We start from the raw sequence: 18,947 nt of genomic DNA, 5'->3' as shown, positions 1-18,947 counted from the left end.
TAACCCTAGCAATCAAGATGCCATGGATATTGAGTCGACGGCTATGATGTCCCCACAGACGCCGCAGCTCACCTGGCGCAAAAAGTGGATTGCCTTTCAGACCATTGTCTCAAAAGAGGTCCGACGTATCTTGCGAATCTGGCCACAGACCTTATTGCCGCCAGTTATTACCATGACTTTGTATTTTGTCATTTTTGGTAAGATGATAGGCTCGCGTGTTGGAGAGATGGGCGGCGTCCCTTATATGCAGTTCATCGTTCCAGGGCTGATCATGATGTCAGTGATTACCAACAGCTACTCCAATGTCGTCTCTAGCTTTTTTAGTGCCAAGTTCCATGCCAGTATTGAGGAGTTGCTCGTATCACCAGTGTCCAAGCATGCTATCTTACTGGGTTATATTAGCGGTGGTATCTTTCGTGGTTTGGCTATTGCTATCATCGTCTCAATCGTCGCGCTGTTCTTTACACAATTGGGTATGCAGCATTTTTTCGTGACGGTATTCACCGTCATTGGTACCTCGGTGCTGTTCTCACTTGGCGGCTTCATTAATGCTACCTTTGCCCGCTCATTCGACGATATCTCTATTATTCCAAGTTTTGTGTTGACGCCATTAACTTATCTTGGTGGCGTGTTCTATTCGATGGAGAATCTATCCCCCATTTGGCAGAATATATCCTTGCTCAACCCGATCGTCTATATGGTCAACTCTTTTCGTTATGGCATCTTGGGCTATTCTGATGTCAATGTGTGGTATTCGATGGCTGCTATATTTGCATTTTGCGTTGTGTTTTATGTGATTGCCTACCGGTTGCTGTTAGATGGGTCAAGGATTCGCTTGTAGGTTGACCTAGTAGGTGTATTTTAAATCAGGCATCATTTAAGAGTTTGACGGCAGCCAGCTAACCTTCTCTCCAGATTACAAGTCAGTAATGATGTGGTCAAAGTCAGGGGATGGCCACTATCGACTTGATAATATGCAAGTCTAGGCACTGCAAAAAATCCCAAACCGCTTATCCTTTTATAGAGGCGATGAGGTTTATAGGGACGATAAGGGTAGTCCCTTCTTAGATAGCGTTAGCCTAAACTAGCTCACTAATCTACCGTTATTGGTAGACTTTTATTTTAAAATAAGAGATGAAGACTCAGCTGCATATCGGGTCTGGTTTAGTGTCGTCAAACCACATGCGCAAGCCAATGGGCAGATAATTGCTGTAAAATAGGGCGCGTTTCTATTATTCAAGATTAAAGGCTTATTATGAGTATTCATGGCGTATTAGGTGAGACCACCAGCTATCCAAAGAGCTACCATCCCGACGCGCTATACGCAATTCCCCGATCAATAGGTCGCGATGTTATCATTGGGCAGCATCACGCTCGGCAAGTCAATGCGCTGACAGTAGGCGTCGATTGGTGGCACGCTTTTGAAGTGTCGTGGCTCGATGAGCAAGGTATCTCGCAAGTGGCGTTAGCACGGTTTGCTATTCCTGCGACGTCGCCAAACATAGTAGAGTCCAAGTCCCTCAAGCTGTATCTAAACAGTCTCAACTTTACCGAGTTTGCTAGCTGGCAGGCGGTGCTTGAGGTGATTACCAAGGATTTATCCAATTGTGTCGGCGCTCAAGTGACAGTAAGTTTATTTGAGTTATCTCAGGTTGATGCCAATACAGGACTGTTAATTAAGCAGCCGCAAGGCCACTGTATCGATAATGCGCTGTACAGCTCATCTCATAAGCTTGAGCTGACTGAGCATCCTGATGCTGGGCTTTTAGGCGAAAAGAAGGTTACTGGCAATGCTCAGGACTATCAGCTTTATTCTAATCTATTACGCAGCAATTGCCCTGTTACCGATCAGCCTGACTGGGGCACACTAGCGATTGCGATGACGACAGAGGTGGCAGTCGATGATGCCAACTTACTCAAGTATGTGTTAAGTTTTCGTCAGCATAATGGCTTTCATGAGCAGTGCGTCGAGCAGATTTTTGCTGATATTAGTGACTTTTATCAGCCCAGTAAGCTGATGGTGCGAGCGTGGTATACGCGCCGCGGTGGTATCGATATCAATCCATGCCGAGTAAGTGACTTATCACTGTTGCCTAAGCCCAGTCGTTTGGTTCGGCAGTAGCAAAGCAGCTAATAAGATACATTGATATAGTTTAATCAAAAAAAAGAACCTCAATTGAGGTTCTTTTGGCTTTATCACAGTTGAATTAACCGTTAATTTTAGCCAGCAACTCTTCACGGCTTAGTAGCTGCTTTTCACTATCACGGCGATTCACATACTCGTATTTATTTTCAGCCAAATTACGGTCTGAGACGACGATACGATGCGGGATACCTACCAATTCAAGATCAGCGAATTTAACACCAGGACGCTCATTGCGATCATCAAGTAGTACGTTAACACCTTGCGCTTTTAGCTCTTCATACAGTGCTTCAGCCGTCTGCATGACGGTGTCTTCTTTAGACTTCATCGGGACGATAGCCACTTCAAATGGAGCGATAGAGTCACTGACATCTGGGGTAGCTGGCCAGATAATGCCATTGTCATCGTTATTTTGCTCAATAGCCGCGGCGACAATTCGGCTAACGCCAATACCGTAGCAGCCCATCATCAGAGTCACAGGTTTGCCATCTTCGCCCATGACGTTACAGTTAAGCGCTTTAGAGTATTTGTCGCCCAGCTGGAAGATGTGACCGACTTCAATCCCGCGTTTAATCTGAATAGTCCCTTTGCCATCAGGTGACGGATCGCCCTCAATAACATTGCGAATATCGACGACGCGAGTGATGCTAGCGTCACGCTCCCAGTTCATACCAGTTGTATGCTTGTTAGGGACGTTGGCACCGCTGACAAAGTCAGATAATGCGGCAGCAGCGCGGTCGACAAATACTGGCATGTCTAGGTCAACACCGATATAGCCTTTGTGCAGACCCGCGGCGCGAATCTCTTCATCTGATGCCATGGTGAAGGGAACATCGACTTCTTCAATCTTCTCAGCCTTGATGGTATTCAAGGTATGGTCACCACGGATGACCAGCGCCACCAACTGTGGGTTACCCTCGCTATCATGACCATGCGCGATAAGGGTCTTAGCCGTTTGCGCTAGAGGCAGTCCCAAATGCTCAGCCACTTGCTCACAAGTTGGCATATCAACGGTATCGACATCGGTTCGTTCTTGGCTTGGCGCTTGGCGCTCAGTGGTATTGATCGCTTCGGCAAGCTCAATATTGGCGGCAAAATCCGACTCTGATGAGAAGGCAATATCATCTTCACCACTTTCGGCTAGGACATGGAACTCGTGTGAGGCAAAACCTCCGATTGAGCCAGTATCTGCCTGTACAGCGCGAAAATCCAAACCTAACCGAGTAAAGATACGGGTGTAAGCCTCAAACATATCTTGATAAGTCTTGGCCAGCGAAGCTTGATCGACATGAAAGGAGTAGGCGTCTTTCATGGTAAATTCGCGCGCGCGCATCACACCAAAGCGTGGTCGAATCTCATCACGGAATTTGCTTTGAATCTGAAAGAAAGTCATGGGTAGCTGTTTATAGCTGCGCAGCTCACCTTGAGCAAGATTGGTAATGACTTCCTCGTGAGTTGGACCTAAAACAAAGTCGCGATTGTGACGATCTGAGAAGCGCAGTAGCTCAGGACCGTAATCCTCGATACGACCTGTCTTCTCCCAAAGCTCAGCAGGCTGCGTCATCGGCATTAGGATCTCAAGGCTGCCAATTCTGAGCATCTCTTCACGTACAATGCGCTCTACCTGCTGTAATACACGAAGGCCCATAGGGAGCCAAATATACAGTCCAGAAGCGATTTTGCGGATTAGACCCGCTCTCACCATTAACTGGCTTGAGGCGATATCAGCATCGCTAGGGGTTTCTTTTAGTGTGGCGAATAAAAACTGACTGGCTTTCATAAATAACGCGCAACCTTAAATTGTAGCGATTAACTATAGTAAAATATGTAATCTGTCTATGGTAGGTAAACTTCGCTGTAGACGCAATGGTTTTTTGCCATCATGAGATGAAATGTGAAGAAGAATAGTCGGGCGCTAGATTTAGCAATCAGACTAGGCGACAAAAGAACTAACTAAATGGTACTGATAATTTAGCAGATATTGGCTATATTAAAATATAATAAATAGGTTATGGTAAGATTAAATAGCTTTTTCACCCTCTTGTTCAAAGTTGTCATGATTGATTTGATGAAGCCAATGATATATCAGATATACCTGACACATTGTGATAATACCTTCCTAGGTAAACTCCCCACTTAGATCCCGCATGTAGATAGCGAGCAACCATCATGAAGCACGACCCAAAACAGACAGCAAATGAGACAAGCAAGGCAACTACGACGCCTATTAAGAGCCGTAGACAGCGCTCTGGTGGGCTGATGCCTTGGTTGGCCCTGTTAGGGTTTTTGATCGTCTTGGGAATGGGTCTTATGCTATGGCAGATGTTGAGCGCTCCTGCTGAGCCTAGAGTTCAGACAGTGAGTAGGGAAGGGGTCGTCAGTAGGATTCAAAAGCTCAATCGACTCGAAACAGTGGCCTATAATGTCGATGCTGTCATTACCAGTCGCAAGCAAGGCTCATGGCAGCGGCTCTGGCAGGATCAACAAAAAGCACTATTTGTGGCGCGTGGCCGAGTGGTAGCAGGTGTCGATCTTAGCAAGCTGGGTCAAGAGATGGTGCAGGTTAGTGAGCCTAGCGCTGAGCAGATCGAAGCCGCTAAGCAGCAAGCGGCTGCTCAAGGTAATGGTGATGCCCCGATTACTCTTATGCCCAATATTCTCGTGACGCTACCGCCGTCAGAGATCTTCTCGGTCTATCTCGATGATATTGAAGTCTATGACTGGCAAGCTGGGGTATTTGGCATGCTTAAAGCAGATCCTGAGATTTTAAAACAGGCGCAAATTAGCGCCAAGCAAGAAGTGTTAGAGCGGGCCTGTCGAGGTGAGGTTATGGTGCAAGCCGAGCAAAATGCTAAAGCGCAGGTCCAGCAGTTATTCGCGCTGACTGGAGCAGAAGTGATGGTGATGACTCAAGGTGCAGGCGCTTGCCAAGTAGCTGATTAATTTAATATTTAATTCAGTAGTTGATTCAGTAATTCATCGGTACATAATCGGTACTTAATGCGTAACGAACCAGCATTTAGCGAGTGCGAAGCAAGTAGAGAGTTATCATTTTATAGCCGCTGTTAATAGCCATATCGTTCAAGCTTTTATTAAATAGTAAACTATTGCTGATAACAGCAGGGCGTGTTTGAACCCGTTGGTTCTTACAAGTATCGACCTCTATAGGCGGCTATTGATAGGGTATAGAGAGATATAAGCACTATTTAAGCCGATAGCATTCGACATATTGAAGCTTTGTAGCACTTACTAACATAAATAAATAAATGCTTGGTTATTAGCTATGAAGCCCGATATTTATACATCTGCTCTATTCTTACAGTCTTTTTCCCTACCTTTTATAATGCTATGGAATAAACCCACGGCTATACCTAGTTTGACTAGAGTAGACTAATTCACTTAGACTGTACAAGTTTTATATTTTTAGCAATGTTTTCAATGACCTCTTGTCAAATTTATCACATCAATTTTATGAATTTAGACAAAATATGTTTGGAGAGTTAGAAGGCTTACCGCGGGGTAAACTGACTGATATAGCCAATTTATAACCGACGCGCCCGTTACTATTTAAGTTAAATCTATGGTGGAGGTTATAACAGCATATTTATTTGTGATGTCATGTAACTTCAACACAGTGACGCTTCATCAATAAATTTTACTCACTAATAATCCGTTATTGGGTGACTGGCGATGCACTTGAGGTGATTTTCGCTCTATTAGGTCGTTTAACGAATATATTTTGTACATTGTAAGGCATTAACATTCAGGGATATGTTGATAACTCTCTGAATAGTTAGAGAATTATCAACATGATGCTTGGTTAAGTTCATTCTACTGCTACCAGCAGATTAATCTGCCGATAATTCCAAAAGAGTCAGTGTCGATGATTTAATTAGAGCAGTGATAAGCCACCTTGTTGATGGTAACTGGTTTAAATTGTGCATGCTTTCAAAAAAACAGTTTATATCAATCAGTACAATTTTTTGGTACTAAAATAGAGTACTTGGAGAAGGTAGATGAGTAGCCTTGCGGGCAGTAGTCAACATAACTTAAAAAAGGTCTTACGGACGGCGTTAGTTGGAATTAAGCCAGCAGATCAAGTAATACTCAAAGGGTATTTACGAGTATTGCTGCGCCTAGAAGCTGACCTAGATTGGGTGTCGGCGAATCACACGGATGTGGATCTGTTCATGATTAATAATGAGTTTCGTGAAGCTCAAAGTGTCAAGAACTTACTGGCAAAACAGGTCCATAAGCCAGTGTTGTTTGTCTCTCGCAGCGAGACAGGAGAAGGTAAGATTACCGATGAGCAGCTGGTTTTGCCACTTAAAAAGCTTAACGAGCTAAGTGACTGGCTAGCGCGCCATGTTACTGCCTTATCAGACGATATAAAAGCCATCTCAGAAACCAGCGACGCTTCAGAGCAGTCGCAGACCGCGCAAAATCTACAGAGCGCTACTCAGCACTCAGGTACTACTCACACTACTGACCCTCAAGAGAAAAAAGCAACTGAGCTTTTATCCTCTACATCTACTAATGCGACTTCTGACAAACATAGTGTTAATACGGCAACACCAGACATAACACAGGACTATGAGTCGATAATTGAGATAATTAAGCAGCTACATCAGCAGCCACAAGGGCTTTTTGAGCTTAGCGTAGAGGGCCACAAAGCCGCTATTATTGAACCAACATCGGGGCGTATTTGGCCATCGCAGTCCAGCGCTGGGATTGAGAAGTTGTTAGATTGGCGATTAAGTCCTTATCAAGGGCAGACCCCTGAAGCCGAGCAAGCGATAAACCTGAGTCAATGGCTATGGGATATCGCTTGGGCGAATGCCGATACATTAGTACAGCTAATCTCAATCAACCAGTCTTATCAACTGCGCTATTGGATTAAGCCGGATAATAACTCAGATCGACGAGTGTTGCTACGTATCATGACCGTACTTGAGATGTCGCCTCGAACTGTAGCGCAGTTGGCAAGAAATGCCCAGACGTCAAGAGATGTGGCTAAAAAGGCGATAGCAGCGCTGTTGCTATCGGGTAATTTACAAGCAGAAAGCTATGAGACAATAACGGTCAATTCGGATAATGTTGGCGGTCAATCTGGCTCTGCGCTACCAGTTACAGATAACGATGACTCAGCTGCCGCTAACAACGAAGCTGAATCTGCGGCTGCGGCTGAGCTAGATCATGCCAAGCTGTCGCCACTTGAAAGAGTGCTGGCTCGACGTAAAGCCGGTATAGCGGCGCCTACATATGGTAGCGATAGCAGCAATCAAGCAACAAATGCTACGCCTAAGCAAGAGCCTGCTAAGAGCGAGATTCGGCAGACTAAGATGGGCTTCTTAGCCAAGCTGCGCCAAAAGCTTGGGTTGTAGCTGTTATAGATTACGTAGAGTAAGCTGATGCTAATCGGGCGTCACTAACAATGAATACTCTAAAATATTATAGGTAAAAGACCGTTATGCAACGATTAAAGATTGTGTTTGGTGGACCAATGGGGGCGGGTAAAACTCAAGCTATCGCCAGTCTTTCGGACATCCCTGTAGTATCTACTGAAGCATTGAATACTGATCTGGATGCTCATGCTAAGGTGCTGACCACTGTTGGGATGGACTATGGTGAGCTGGCTCTTGATGATGGTACCAGTATCGGACTATATGGCACTCCTGGTCAGGAGCGCTTTAATTTTATTTGGCCGATTCTATCGCAGGGCGCATTAGGGGTTATCTTGTTGATTGATCACTCTGCTGAGGACCCTATCGACGATTTAGAGCGCTATCTTGCAAGCTTTGCTGATATGTATGAAGGCCGAATAGTGATTGGGGTAAGCCAGATTGATAGGCGACCTGAACGGCCCTTTGCCATCTACAGAGATTGGTTAGATAAGAAGGAGCGTATGCTGCCTATCTTTCCTGTAGATATGCGTAAAAAAGAGGACGTATTGCTGCTGGTAGAAAGTATCATTGCCGCACTCGAGCATGAATCATAGTCATGAACCGAGTGTGTATTAATAAATAGGTAGTATCGAGACGGTAGTAGAAAGAATACAATAGCCAAAATCAGTAGATAAGTGGCTAGTGTCAAGATGGTCAAAGCTAAGTAGCGACCAATTTTGACCAATCTGATAACTAATGGAACCATGACAAATGAGTGATAAATTATTTCAAACTGCGACCAACCGAGTAAAGCCTGACGCACTGTATGTCGCTGCGTCTAAAGAAGTTTTGCATGAGTTGGTACATTCAACGAGCGGTATAGATGGGGTGTTATTGGCTTCTACCGATGGCTTTGAAGTCAGCTCGCTCTTTCAAAAGGACTATGACGGCGGTAAGCTGTCAGCTGTTGGTAGCTCTATCCTAGCATTGGTCCAAGCATTATCCAATGAGGCAAAGCTGACGGGCTGCCGCTCTGTCATCTTAGACGCGCAGAACGGTAAGATTATGATTAGCGCGGTACCCAATGAAAATCAGCCCATGATTACGATTGTCGTAACCAAGCAACAAGTACTATTAGGTCAAATCATGCACGGTATGAATAAAGCCATCAATAGACTTATCGAGCTAGATCGCAAATACCACAGCTCTTAAAGTGATGACAGTACCGCAAAAGCTATGTTGATTGCTACTCGCTTACCATTGTCATCATTAACTGTTTAATCACGATGATGGCGAGAGTCAGTTTTGCCTGTATCAATGTACCGCTTAGTACCTTAGTACTTTTAATCAGCTCTGAATCATAGAATAGGTCTGAATAGTTTAAGCCGTCAGTAGATAATACTGACGGTTTTTTGTGGCAATTGTATATGACGCGCTCGATTTTGAGAGACGCCTAGTCTACTCACTCTTGAACTGGGCGATAGCGTTAAGGCGAGCAACCTTATGCTCGACCATCACTACTGGGTAGTCAATAGCCGCAAACGCACCGCCTTTGCCCAAAGCTGTACGCAGTTTATGCTCATCATGCAGTATATTTGCAGGAATATCTTTTAGCTCAGGAAGCCATGTTTTGATAAATGTCGCCTCTTTGTCATGGGTTTTGGCTTGGCTAAATGGGTTCATAATGCGAAAGTAGGGCGCGGCATCGGTGCCGACAGACGCGCTCCATTGCCAACCGCCATTATTAGCGGCAAAGTCACCATCGATCAAGCGCTGCATAAAGTAGCGTTCACCCAGTCGCCAATCTATGAGCAAGTCTTTGGTAAGAAACATCGCCGTCACCATCCGCAGCCGATTATGCATAAAACCTGTGGCATTTAAGCAGCGCATGGCCGCATCGACAAGCGGCACTCCAGTCATCCCTTGGCACCACAGGTCAAAGTCGTCAGAGTTATATGACCAATTAATCTTAGCGTCAGTCTCTTTTTTATAAGCATGACCGCGAACGATATCAGGTCGCGATACGATGACGTGGCGATAAAAGTCGCGCCATGCCAGCTCTGATATCCAGCGCTGAATGTCTGTAGAATGACCTTCGTTACTATCATCAACTTCAGGGTCTTTATTGTCCCCCGCATTTTTAGATGAAAATAAAGCCTCCTGCGCTTGTAAGTAACATAGCCGCGGGCTAATTGCGCCAATGGTTAGATACGCTGAAAGCTGGCTGGTTGCCGCTAGCGCTGGCCGGTCACGCGCAATATCATATTGGCGAATGTCGTCACTGACAAAATCAGTCAGGCGCACGCGGGCGGCGCACTCACCTGCAGGATAAGCCAGCTTGGTGTGTTCTAACAGCGTTTTTTGTCCCTCATCCGTCCTTCGCGCTTCATCAAAGCAGCCTGCAAGCTTTTGATATTTCTCCAGTGCTGTTTGACATAGTTTAGAGATGCTTTTTAGATTAGCGTCTAAAGCTTGATATCTGTCTTGAGGACTAACTTGCTCATTATCCAAGGCACTTATACTAGGCGTTTCATGTAAAAGAGGGGGACTGGCATCGACAATGGCTTGCCACTTTTTATAAAACGGCGTGAAGACTTGGTACATCTTATCGTCGCCAGTAGTGACCGTCTGCGGTGGCAGGATACACTGGTCGTGGTAGCGGTTGAACTCAATTTGATAATTAGCCAGTCTAGATGCTAACGCCGCATCTCGCGTCAATTCATTAACTTCGTATTCATAATTGGCCGCTATATGAGTGATATTTTGTCGTTGGCAAAGCTCGATCAGCGTGTGAGTACAATCGTCAAAGCTTGCTGCCTCAATTACCTGCAATTGGATATTCAGGGTTTGCGCTAAGTCATTGGCTAATACGGGGAGGGTACGACAAATAAAATCAGCTTGGGCAAGCGACATGTCATGTTTATGCCACTGCTCAGGTGTGATAAAAAATACCGCAGATATTTTAGCTTTAGCTTCTGATTTAGTCTGCTGTGCCTGCTCACAAAGAGCCTGTTCACAAATGGCAGTAAGCGCGGTATTGTCATGTAGGCGAAGATCCGTACGAAACCACATGAGATAGTGTGGCGACTTGACTAGTTGAGGCGTGACGGTGGCGCTCATGTGGTATCCTTTTGTTTACGACGCTAAAACTTCGAATAAAGTATGCTAGGATAAGTTTTTTTGTGCAAATCCTATTGAGACCGCCCAATGCAAGTTAAGTTCTGCGGATTGACCCGAGTGTGTGATGTGCAGCAAGCCATTGAGCTTGGTGCTGATGCCCTTGGTCTAGTATTTTATCCACCCAGCCCACGCGCTATCACTGCTGAGCAAGCTTTGCCTCTCATTGCCCATGTTCCTGCTTTTGTCAGTATCGTAGCGTTAGTGGTAAATATACAGGATGATGAGCTGGCACAACTAATAAGTACTGTCCCCATTGATGTCATCCAATTTCATGGTGACGAGTCGCCTGCTGACTGTGAGCGATTGGCAAAAATAGCGAATAAGCGCTGGATTAAGGCGCTGCGCATTGATAAGCAGTCGCACACACCTGACTCGATTAAGGCGCTAATAGCCGACTATGCCAAAGCAGGCGCGAGCAGTATTTTGTTAGATGCCTATCATAAAGAGGCCTACGGTGGGACAGGGGAGCGCTTTGATTGGTCATTAGTCCCTGAGAGTTCCGCGCTACCTATTATACTGGCAGGCGGTCTAACGCCTGAAAATGTTGCAGGTGTTGTAGATTTGCCCATTAGTGCTGTCGACGTTAGCGGTGGTATTGAAGCACAAAAAGGTATCAAAGATATCGATAAAATGTTGGCGTTCATAAAGGCAGTGAAGCGATACCACTAGCGAAGCTGATAACTTATAAAGTTGGTAATTTATAAAGTTGCTAAATAAATTTTGGCTGAGCGTGGGTAATCTGAGATGATAGGTGAAGAGATAGAGTATGACGACGATGCAGTAAAAAGCTTAAAATGGTTTACGTGGTTTTGTAGCTTACTAGCCATTATTGTTTTTAGTTTTTTAGCTTATGTTGGTTTGGTTGAGCAAGAGATATCATTAGGTGGTGGGCTAGGCTCAAATATATCTCACTACTCTGGTAGTAAAGCTGTTGCTTGCGGTTATTTCTTCTTTAGCTGTGCTTTTGCCTGTTTTGCCGCTGGATATTGGTATCATCGATTTAAGTTTTTAATTTGGTTGGTTATAGCCATAATTTGGGGATGTGGCCTGGCCTATATTCATGGTTATGTCACCTGATCGAGTTTGACGGCGCATCTTCTGATACAAGCACTCGTAAAAGCGTTTATCATGGATAAACTTAAACATATTAATGGTTTAATACCAAGATGAATGGTATTAAGACAGCTGATAATAGATGCCATATATGATACTCAAAAGTAAGTTTTGCGAGTCTAAATTTAATTAAGCAAGCACTGGCTTTAAATAGATTTGGACCACAGCTGATAGATAAAAAAAGATTTTGATGATTAATAATTGTATTGACCCTATGAAAAGAGTGAACCTTTTATGAACATATTTAGTAATATTTCGCACAATGATGAAGCAGGTAATGGATCGGCAAGTGAGCTGACAGATTACAATCAATATCCAAACGCTAGTGGTCACTTTGGTGTTCATGGCGGCCGCTTTGTCTCTGAGACGCTAATGGCCGCGCTTGAAGAGCTTGAGACCTTGTACAATCAAGTGAAGCAGGACCCTAAGTTTTGGGAAGAGTACCACAACGATTTGGTCAATTATGTCGGTCGTCCTACACCGTTATATCATGCCAAGCGGCTAAGTAATGAGATTGGCGGTGCGCAGATTTATTTTAAGCGTGAAGACTTAAACCATACTGGCGCGCACAAGGTAAATAACACCATTGGTCAGGCATTACTGGCGAAGATGTGCGGCAAAAAACGTATTATTGCCGAGACTGGCGCTGGTCAACATGGCGTAGCAACCGCGACAATTGCTGCAAGACTAGGTCTTGAATGTATTATTTATATGGGTGCAGAAGACGTTGAGCGCCAAAAGATGAACGTATATCGTATGCGTTTGCTCGGTGCTAAAGTCGTGCCAGTCACTTCAGGTTCACGCACGCTAAAAGACGCGATGAACGAGGCGATGCGCGATTGGGTGACCAATGTCGATACCACCTATTATATTATCGGTACCGTAGCAGGGCCACATCCGTATCCGCTATTGGTACGTGACTTTCAGGCGATTATCGGGAAAGAAGCGCGCATTCAGCATTTAGAGAAGACTGGCAAGCTTCCTGATGCTCTAGTCGCCTGTGTGGGTGGCGGCTCCAATGCGATTGGCCTATTCTTTGACTTTCTAAATGACTCTGAAGTGAAGATGTACGGTGTAGAAGCCACAGGTGATGGTATCGAGACCGGTCGTCATTCTGCGCCGCTCGCTGCAGGTCGGATTGGGGTGTTACATGGCAATCGAACCTACCTCATGGCCGATGATGACGGTCAGATTCTAGAGACGCATTCTATCTCGGCAGGACTTGATTACCCCGGTGTTGGCCCTGAGCATAGCTTCTTAAAAGACATGAAGCGTGTTGAGTACGTCGGCTGTACGGATAAAGAGGCGCTTGAGGGGTTCCATGAAGTCACGCGTAAAGAGGGTATCATTCCAGCCCTTGAGTCTGCTCATGCCGTGGCTTATGCCTTGAAGTTGGCCAAAACCATGCGTCCTGACCAGAGCATTATTGTGAACATGTCGGGCCGTGGTGATAAAGACCTGCACTCGGTCATGCAGGCAGAAGGGATTGAGCTTTAGGTTAAGTGATAGATAATAACCTCTGTGCTCTCAATTGGAAGGATTAAGTTGAGATACCTCGGCGGTATGTTTGCTTTTGAGAGCATAAGTCTGCAAGTAGGGCGATGGCTTGCGAATATGTTGCAGGATTTAGTCGTCCAAGATAATGTGATTTATGATAACAATGCCTTGGACCAAGGTGTTTATTTTTGACAAGCAAATTTTTATAGGCAAATGGTGATTTTGCCGACGGGGTTATTGCCCATCAGGTCAGCCAGTTTAAAAAAGCTGCCAGTCTACTTACCTTTGATAAAAAAGCCCCTGATAAAAAGCTCAAAAAATTGTGAAGTTATTAGCCACTAAGGTTATAAAGCCAGAATAACGTAAAGTCAGTTAATCCAAATTAAGAGATCAAAATGACCAGAATCGAAAGCACATTTAATACCCTAAAACAGCAAAATAAAAAAGCCCTAATCCCTTATGTGATGGCCGGAGATCCAGCGCCAAACATCACTGTCGATCTGCTACATGACTTAGTCGAGCACGGCGCAGATATGATTGAGCTTGGCTTGCCATTTTCTGACCCCATGGCCGATGGCCCGACCATTGCCTTAGCAGGTGAGCGCGCCTTAGCTGGCGGTACGAGTACGCGTCAAGCGATTGAGATGGTCAAAGAGTTTCGCAAGACCAATGCGGACACGCCCATTATCTTAATGGGCTATCTAAATCCCGTTGAGATTATTGGCTATGACCGTTTTATCAGTCTTTGCGAAGACGCGGGCGTTGACGGGATCTTAATGGTGGACTTGCCACCCGCTGAGGCAGGGACTTTTACCGAGCGCTTAGCATCGCACTCGATGAATGAGATATTCCTATTATCGCCGACCACTTTACCTGAGCGCCGCCAGCAAGTGTTAACCCATTGTGGCGGTTATATCTACTATGTCTCGCTTAAAGGTGTGACTGGGTCTGCTAGTCTGGACACTGATGATGTAAAACAGCAAGTTACGGCGATTAAGTCTGAGACTGACTTACCTGTCTGTGTGGGGTTCGGTATCCGTGATGGCGAGTCAGCAAAAGCAGTAGGCGAGTTCGCAGATGGCGTTATCGTTGGTAGTGAGCTGGTCAAGCATTTTGCAGACTTAAGCGGCCATAGTGATGCTGCTGCTATTGCTGCCGCACAAGATAAGATGATGGAGAAGATGGACGAGCTGCGTAGTGCAATTGATTCATTATCAGCTTAGTTCATAGACCACAAGATTGAGATTGTTTGCTACTATTTATCGACTACTTCTGCATTGTTTTTCCGCTAAGTCACTGCGAAGTGAGGTTTGTGTGCAAGGCTTTCATAAAGCACTTTGCGAAATAGGGTTTACAAGTGTAAACTAAAAGCATTTTTGTATAAGTGATTATTAATTATGACTCAATCAACAGATGCCGTTGCCGTCGGCGCAGAAAAAGCAAATTCAGGTGTGGCTAATAGTAATGTTTCTCAAGCGGCGACTTGGCTTGATCGACCAGTTCCTAAAGTTAAACGGCAGACCACGCCGCAACTGACCGCTGTAGAGACCGAGCCGTCTACTCAGTGTCCGCAGTGCCATTCCGTGACCACCAACACAGCGCTTATTTTTAATTGTTATGTTTGTCCGCATTGCGACAACCATTTAGCAATGACTGCCAGAGAGCGGCTGCGATGGTTTTTGAGCCAAGTTGATAGCGAGCTTGGTCAAGAGTTTACGGCAGGCGATCCGCTAAAGTTTGTCGATAGCAAGCCTTACCCCCAGCGAATGGCTGAGGCGCAAGAGAAGACAGGAGAGACAGAGGCGCTCTTAGTTATGAGAGGTAAGTTACAGAACTTATCGGTCGTGGCTTGTGCCTTTGATTTTCGCTTTATGGGCGGCTCTATGGGGTCGGTAGTGGGTGACCGCTTTGTTCAAGCTGCCGAGCAAGCGCTTGAAGATGGCATTCCCTTAATATGCTTTGCGGCCTCCGGTGGGGCGCGAATGCAAGAAGGCCTGCTGTCACTCATGCAGATGGCGCGTACTGCCGCCGCAATTGAGCGTTTAAGACTAGCAGGTATCCCGTATGTGGTGGTATTGACCAACCCTGTTTATGGTGGGGTAACGGCATCTTTGGCGATGATTGGTGATATTCATCTGGCTGAGCCTAAAGCCATGATCGGCTTTGCTGGCAAGCGTGTTATTGAGCAAACTGTTCGTGAGACGCTAGAAGAGCCATTTCAGCGTGCTGAATTTTTGCTTGAGCACGGTGTGATTGATCAAGTCGTGCACCGTCATCAGCTGAATGACACCATATATCGGTTACTCGCTAAGATGACGCATCAAGACAATGTATTGGCCTAGAAGACACTTTAATTAAATTGTAATTTATCTTAAAGTAGTAACATTAGTATTAGCGTCAATATAAGCAATACTGTCGAATAGATACTTTTTTAATAAGCATGTCTAAGGTTAGGCATGCTTAACCTATTTATAGATGGCTATTTATGACCCTCGAAAACTCTCCTGAAGTCCTAAGCTCACCCGATAATTCAAGCTCACTTTCAGAATGGCTCAATTATATGCAGCAGATTCATGTCTCTGCTATAGATTTGGGATTATCACGCGTGATACCAGTGGCTGAGCACCTAGGGCTTATTCAGTCGGCCAAAGATGATGCTTATGTCTTTACGGTCGCCGGCACTAACGGTAAAGGCTCTACTACCGCCGTTATTGCTGAGATTAGTCAGCAAGCTGGATTTAAGACAGCACTTTACCAGTCTCCACATCTGATCGATTTTAACGAGCGGGTACGCATCAATGGTGAAGCAGTAGGCGATAAGACCTTGGTAGAGGCTTTTTTTGCGGTAGAGCAAGCACGATTGGCTTGTGGTCTGACACTGTCGTTTTTTGAGATGACGACACTGGCAGCGATGCTTATCTTTGCTGAGGCGGACTGCGACGTTTGGGTCCTAGAAATTGGTCTAGGCGGCCGTCTCGATGTGGTCAATATTATCGACCCTGATATGGCGATCATAACCAATATCGGTATTGATCATGTTGACTGGCTTGGCGATAGCAAAGAGCAGATTGGTTATGAGAAAGCTGGCATCCTGCGTCAGGGCGGTACGCTAATCTTCGGTGATACTGACATGCCGCAAAGTGTGCAGGATAAAATCACTGAATTAAACGTCAGCTGCTATCAAGCAGGTCAAGACTTTGCCTATTATGAGCCAGAGACTAGTGTGGAGAGTTCGACAGCTGCATCACGGGAAGGAGGGAGCGTTGGGTCACAATGGCAGTTTAGTAGTGCCGCGCTCACTTTACACTTGCCCAAGCCGTCCTTATCACTTAGCAATACTAGCAATGCGATAGCGGCTATATTGGCCAGTTCGCTAACAGTGAGTCATGAGCATATAGCAGCAGCGCTTCGTACGGTGAAGCTTGCCGGACGCTTTGATGGGCGTAAGCTTGAGGGACGGCAGTGGCTATTTGATGTGGCGCACAATGTTGAGGGGATGAATTTCGTTTTACCGCAGCTCATTCCTATGTGGCAACAGCATTTAGCGCAGCATCCTCAAGCGCAGCTGCATATTATATTCTCGATGCTAGCGGATAAGCCCATCGCAAAGGTGGTGCAGTGTCTGACTCAAGCGCCGTTACCGATTAGCCAATGGCATGTGGCCGCTATTGACCATCCACGCGCGGCAGATATTAGCTTGCTATCAGACACGATTCAAGAGCAAGTGGATCCAAACAAGCTATTGACCTATACTGATTTGGCGGCTGCCAGTAAAGGGGTACTAGCCGCGACAGCAGATGATGACTTTGTAGTCGTTTGCGGCTCTTTTCACACCATAGGTGAAGTGCTCATTGCCTTAAAAGCTGAGCTGCCACCTGTATAAGTGCTATTATCCTTTAGAAGCAAACAAATCCTAGTTATTATTATAAATTTTTATTAACTTATTATTTTGGTTAATATTGCTTATTGTATCGTCTGATAGACCAACTAGGTCAACTGATAATTTTTCAAGCGCAGCAGACAAGGTTGTGCAGATGATTTATAATCAAGCTTCCAGAGCTTGTAGCTGGCCGTAGGCGCTAGCACATAATAGCTTAGAAACTGTAGTAGTCAGTAAGATTCACTTTAAGCCACGTCAATTCATAATGCTGCGTAGAGACATTAGTTGCGGCAGACTATAGGATGCAAAGAGCAAGGTGCCTTTAGTCGACAGCCTTGTATTAGCGACTGCTGGGTATTAACAGCAATAACGTCAAACGCCAGTTAATTAATGACCAGATAAGAGACAAAACGGATGAATTTTTCGAGACAAGCCTTATTGGGTGTGGCAATGATGATAGGCGGCAGTGTGGTACTGTTCGCGATGGTACAGCAGATTGGCGCCTCAGAGCAGGTTCAGACTCCTGAGCCTAAAATCATTGAACAACAAGCGGCAACAGGACAGGCAGCTAATGCTGTACAGCCATTGACGACTGATATCGAGACCGAACAACGTATCCTCGCGCAGAAGCAAAAAGAACGAGAAGCCCGAGTTGCTCAACAAGAAAAGCGGACGCAAGAGTTTTTGGCGGAGCAAGAGCGTGCCGAAGCCGAAGCGCTAGCCAAGGCGCGAGCAGAAAATCAGCGTTATATGGATAATGCGGTTGAGCCAGTCGGCGGTGATGCCAATACTGAAGTCGCTGCTCAATCAACAATTGCTAAACCGACGGTGAAGCCCAGAGTCGACATTAGCAATAGTGGCCTTGATAATCAAAGAGAAGTGACAGCCCAAGCACCAGTGACTACTCAAGCGGTCCAGAATCAGACACAGCAAACCGATGACAAAGCAGCTCAACTTGCAGCACAAAAAGCCCAACGTGAAGCCGCTGAGCAAGAAAAACTAGCGGCGCAAAAGCGTGCTGAACGTCAAAGGGCGCAAGCAGAGCAAAAAGAGCGTGAAGCCGAAATAGCGGCCGCTAAAGCCAAGCAAGAACAGCAGCTAAAAGCTGAGCGGCAACAGGCTCAAAAAGAAAAAGAAGAGCAAAGAAGGGCGGCTGAAGAAAAGGCCAAAGCTGCCGAGCGAGCACCAACTAGCCCATCAGACTATATCGTCAAACGTGGTGATGGTCTAATCAGGTTGGCTCGTCAATATAACGTACCGGTTGAGGCTCTAGCCCAAGCGAACAATATAAAGCCGAATGCTAACCTTCATGTGGGTCAAGAGCTAAAAATACCATCACGAAGACAAATTGCTCGATTAGAGCGTGAAGCCGAAGCGGCAAAAAGACGTGCTGAAGCGGCTAAGACAGCTCAGCAGCGACTTGCTGAAGCTCGCCGTGAGGCAGCTCGAGGTGAAGCCAAAGGGACCTTTGGGGTGCAAGTGGCATTGGCGGACAACCAAGCTAAAGCTGATGAGGTCGCTAAAAAAATGCGAGCAGCAGGGTATAAGGTCTCTACTAGTCCGACCAGTCGCGGTGTACGGGTGATTGTTGGTCCCGAGACTGGCAAGCCTGCCGCTTTGGCGCTTAAGGACAAGATCAACGCTGATCCTCGTACAGGGGTCAATAATGCTTGGGTACTATATTGGCGTTAAAGGTTGTAGAAGTCTATAAGCTATAGCATTTGGTTAATTTGAAGCTTAGAAATTTAAT

At 45.7% G+C, this 18,947-nt stretch carries 15 protein-coding genes; 13 read left to right on the top strand and 2 right to left on the bottom strand.

Features of this window, described 5'->3' with window-relative positions:
- Positions 1 to 46 precede the first annotated feature (46 nt).
- Together EGV92_RS05255 and queF are read left to right on the top strand one after the other, a co-directional pair.
- Complete coding sequence (locus EGV92_RS05255; protein ID WP_131668758.1) at positions 47 to 841, top strand: ABC transporter permease; 795 nt, start codon at positions 47 to 49, stop codon at positions 839 to 841.
- A 414-nt stretch (positions 842 to 1,255) separates the two neighbouring features.
- Complete coding sequence (queF, locus tag EGV92_RS05250; protein ID WP_131668205.1) at positions 1,256 to 2,122, top strand: NADPH-dependent 7-cyano-7-deazaguanine reductase QueF; 867 nt, start codon at positions 1,256 to 1,258, stop codon at positions 2,120 to 2,122.
- An 85-nt stretch (positions 2,123 to 2,207) separates the two neighbouring features.
- Here queF and EGV92_RS05245 read toward each other — a convergent pair whose 3' ends face one another.
- A complete protein-coding gene (locus EGV92_RS05245; RefSeq protein ID WP_131668204.1) occupies positions 2,208 to 3,923 on the bottom strand; it encodes a proline--tRNA ligase in 1,716 nt (571 codons plus the stop codon).
- Positions 3,924 to 4,312: 389 nt separating this feature from the next.
- Between EGV92_RS05245 and EGV92_RS05240 the strand changes: the two genes are divergently transcribed.
- The 4 genes from EGV92_RS05240 to EGV92_RS05225 all read left to right on the top strand — a co-directional run bounded on the left by EGV92_RS05240 (position 4,313) and on the right by EGV92_RS05225 (position 8,739).
- Complete coding sequence (locus EGV92_RS05240) at positions 4,313 to 5,086, top strand: DUF4230 domain-containing protein (RefSeq protein WP_131668203.1); 774 nt, start codon at positions 4,313 to 4,315, stop codon at positions 5,084 to 5,086.
- Between the two features lie 1,073 nt (positions 5,087 to 6,159).
- A complete protein-coding gene (locus tag EGV92_RS05235) occupies positions 6,160 to 7,527 on the top strand; it encodes a hypothetical protein (RefSeq protein WP_131668202.1) in 1,368 nt (455 codons plus the stop codon).
- Between the two features lie 86 nt (positions 7,528 to 7,613).
- On the top strand, positions 7,614 to 8,141 hold the full coding sequence (locus EGV92_RS05230) for a GTP-binding protein (protein WP_131668201.1): 528 nt from the start codon (positions 7,614 to 7,616) through the stop codon (positions 8,139 to 8,141).
- 157 nt (positions 8,142 to 8,298) lie between these two features.
- Positions 8,299 to 8,739, top strand: a complete 441-nt coding sequence (locus tag EGV92_RS05225) for a roadblock/LC7 domain-containing protein (protein ID WP_131668200.1) — start codon at positions 8,299 to 8,301, stop codon at positions 8,737 to 8,739.
- A 246-nt stretch (positions 8,740 to 8,985) separates the two neighbouring features.
- Here EGV92_RS05225 and EGV92_RS05220 read toward each other — a convergent pair whose 3' ends face one another.
- Positions 8,986 to 10,647 carry a cryptochrome/photolyase family protein gene (locus EGV92_RS05220; RefSeq protein WP_131668199.1) on the bottom strand — a complete coding sequence of 554 codons (1,662 nt, stop codon included), beginning with the start codon at positions 10,645 to 10,647 and terminating at the stop codon, positions 8,986 to 8,988.
- Between the two features lie 87 nt (positions 10,648 to 10,734).
- Here EGV92_RS05220 and EGV92_RS05215 point away from each other — a divergent pair, with 87 nt between their 5' ends.
- From EGV92_RS05215 to EGV92_RS05185, 7 genes are all read left to right on the top strand, one after another.
- Positions 10,735 to 11,376 (top strand): phosphoribosylanthranilate isomerase, encoded by a 642-nt coding sequence (locus EGV92_RS05215; RefSeq protein ID WP_131668198.1) that lies wholly within the window; start codon positions 10,735 to 10,737, stop codon positions 11,374 to 11,376.
- 75 nt (positions 11,377 to 11,451) lie between these two features.
- Positions 11,452 to 11,784 carry a hypothetical protein gene (locus EGV92_RS05210; RefSeq protein ID WP_131668197.1) on the top strand — a complete coding sequence of 111 codons (333 nt, stop codon included), beginning with the start codon at positions 11,452 to 11,454 and terminating at the stop codon, positions 11,782 to 11,784.
- Positions 11,785 to 12,054: 270 nt separating this feature from the next.
- On the top strand, positions 12,055 to 13,317 hold the full coding sequence (gene trpB, locus EGV92_RS05205) for a tryptophan synthase subunit beta (protein WP_131668196.1): 1,263 nt from the start codon (positions 12,055 to 12,057) through the stop codon (positions 13,315 to 13,317).
- A 395-nt stretch (positions 13,318 to 13,712) separates the two neighbouring features.
- Entirely contained in the window at positions 13,713 to 14,540 is an 828-nt protein-coding gene (gene trpA / locus EGV92_RS05200; RefSeq protein WP_131668195.1) for a tryptophan synthase subunit alpha, read from the top strand.
- Between the two features lie 174 nt (positions 14,541 to 14,714).
- On the top strand, positions 14,715 to 15,659 hold the full coding sequence (gene accD, locus EGV92_RS05195; RefSeq protein ID WP_131668194.1) for an acetyl-CoA carboxylase, carboxyltransferase subunit beta: 945 nt from the start codon (positions 14,715 to 14,717) through the stop codon (positions 15,657 to 15,659).
- A gap of 143 nt (positions 15,660 to 15,802) precedes the next feature.
- The gene (locus tag EGV92_RS05190) at positions 15,803 to 17,200 is read left to right on the top strand and encodes a bifunctional folylpolyglutamate synthase/dihydrofolate synthase (protein ID WP_207401744.1); all 1,398 of its coding nucleotides are present in this window, start codon (positions 15,803 to 15,805) and stop codon (positions 17,198 to 17,200) included.
- Positions 17,201 to 17,611: 411 nt separating this feature from the next.
- Positions 17,612 to 18,889, top strand: a complete 1,278-nt coding sequence (locus EGV92_RS05185) for an SPOR and LysM peptidoglycan-binding domain-containing protein (protein WP_131668193.1) — start codon at positions 17,612 to 17,614, stop codon at positions 18,887 to 18,889.
- Positions 18,890 to 18,947 lie beyond the last annotated feature (58 nt).

The sequence above is a fragment of the Psychrobacter pygoscelis genome (assembly GCF_004335015.1).
GTDB lineage: Bacteria > Pseudomonadota > Gammaproteobacteria > Pseudomonadales > Moraxellaceae > Psychrobacter > Psychrobacter pygoscelis.
This window is presented reverse-complemented; position numbering and strand designations above follow the sequence as displayed.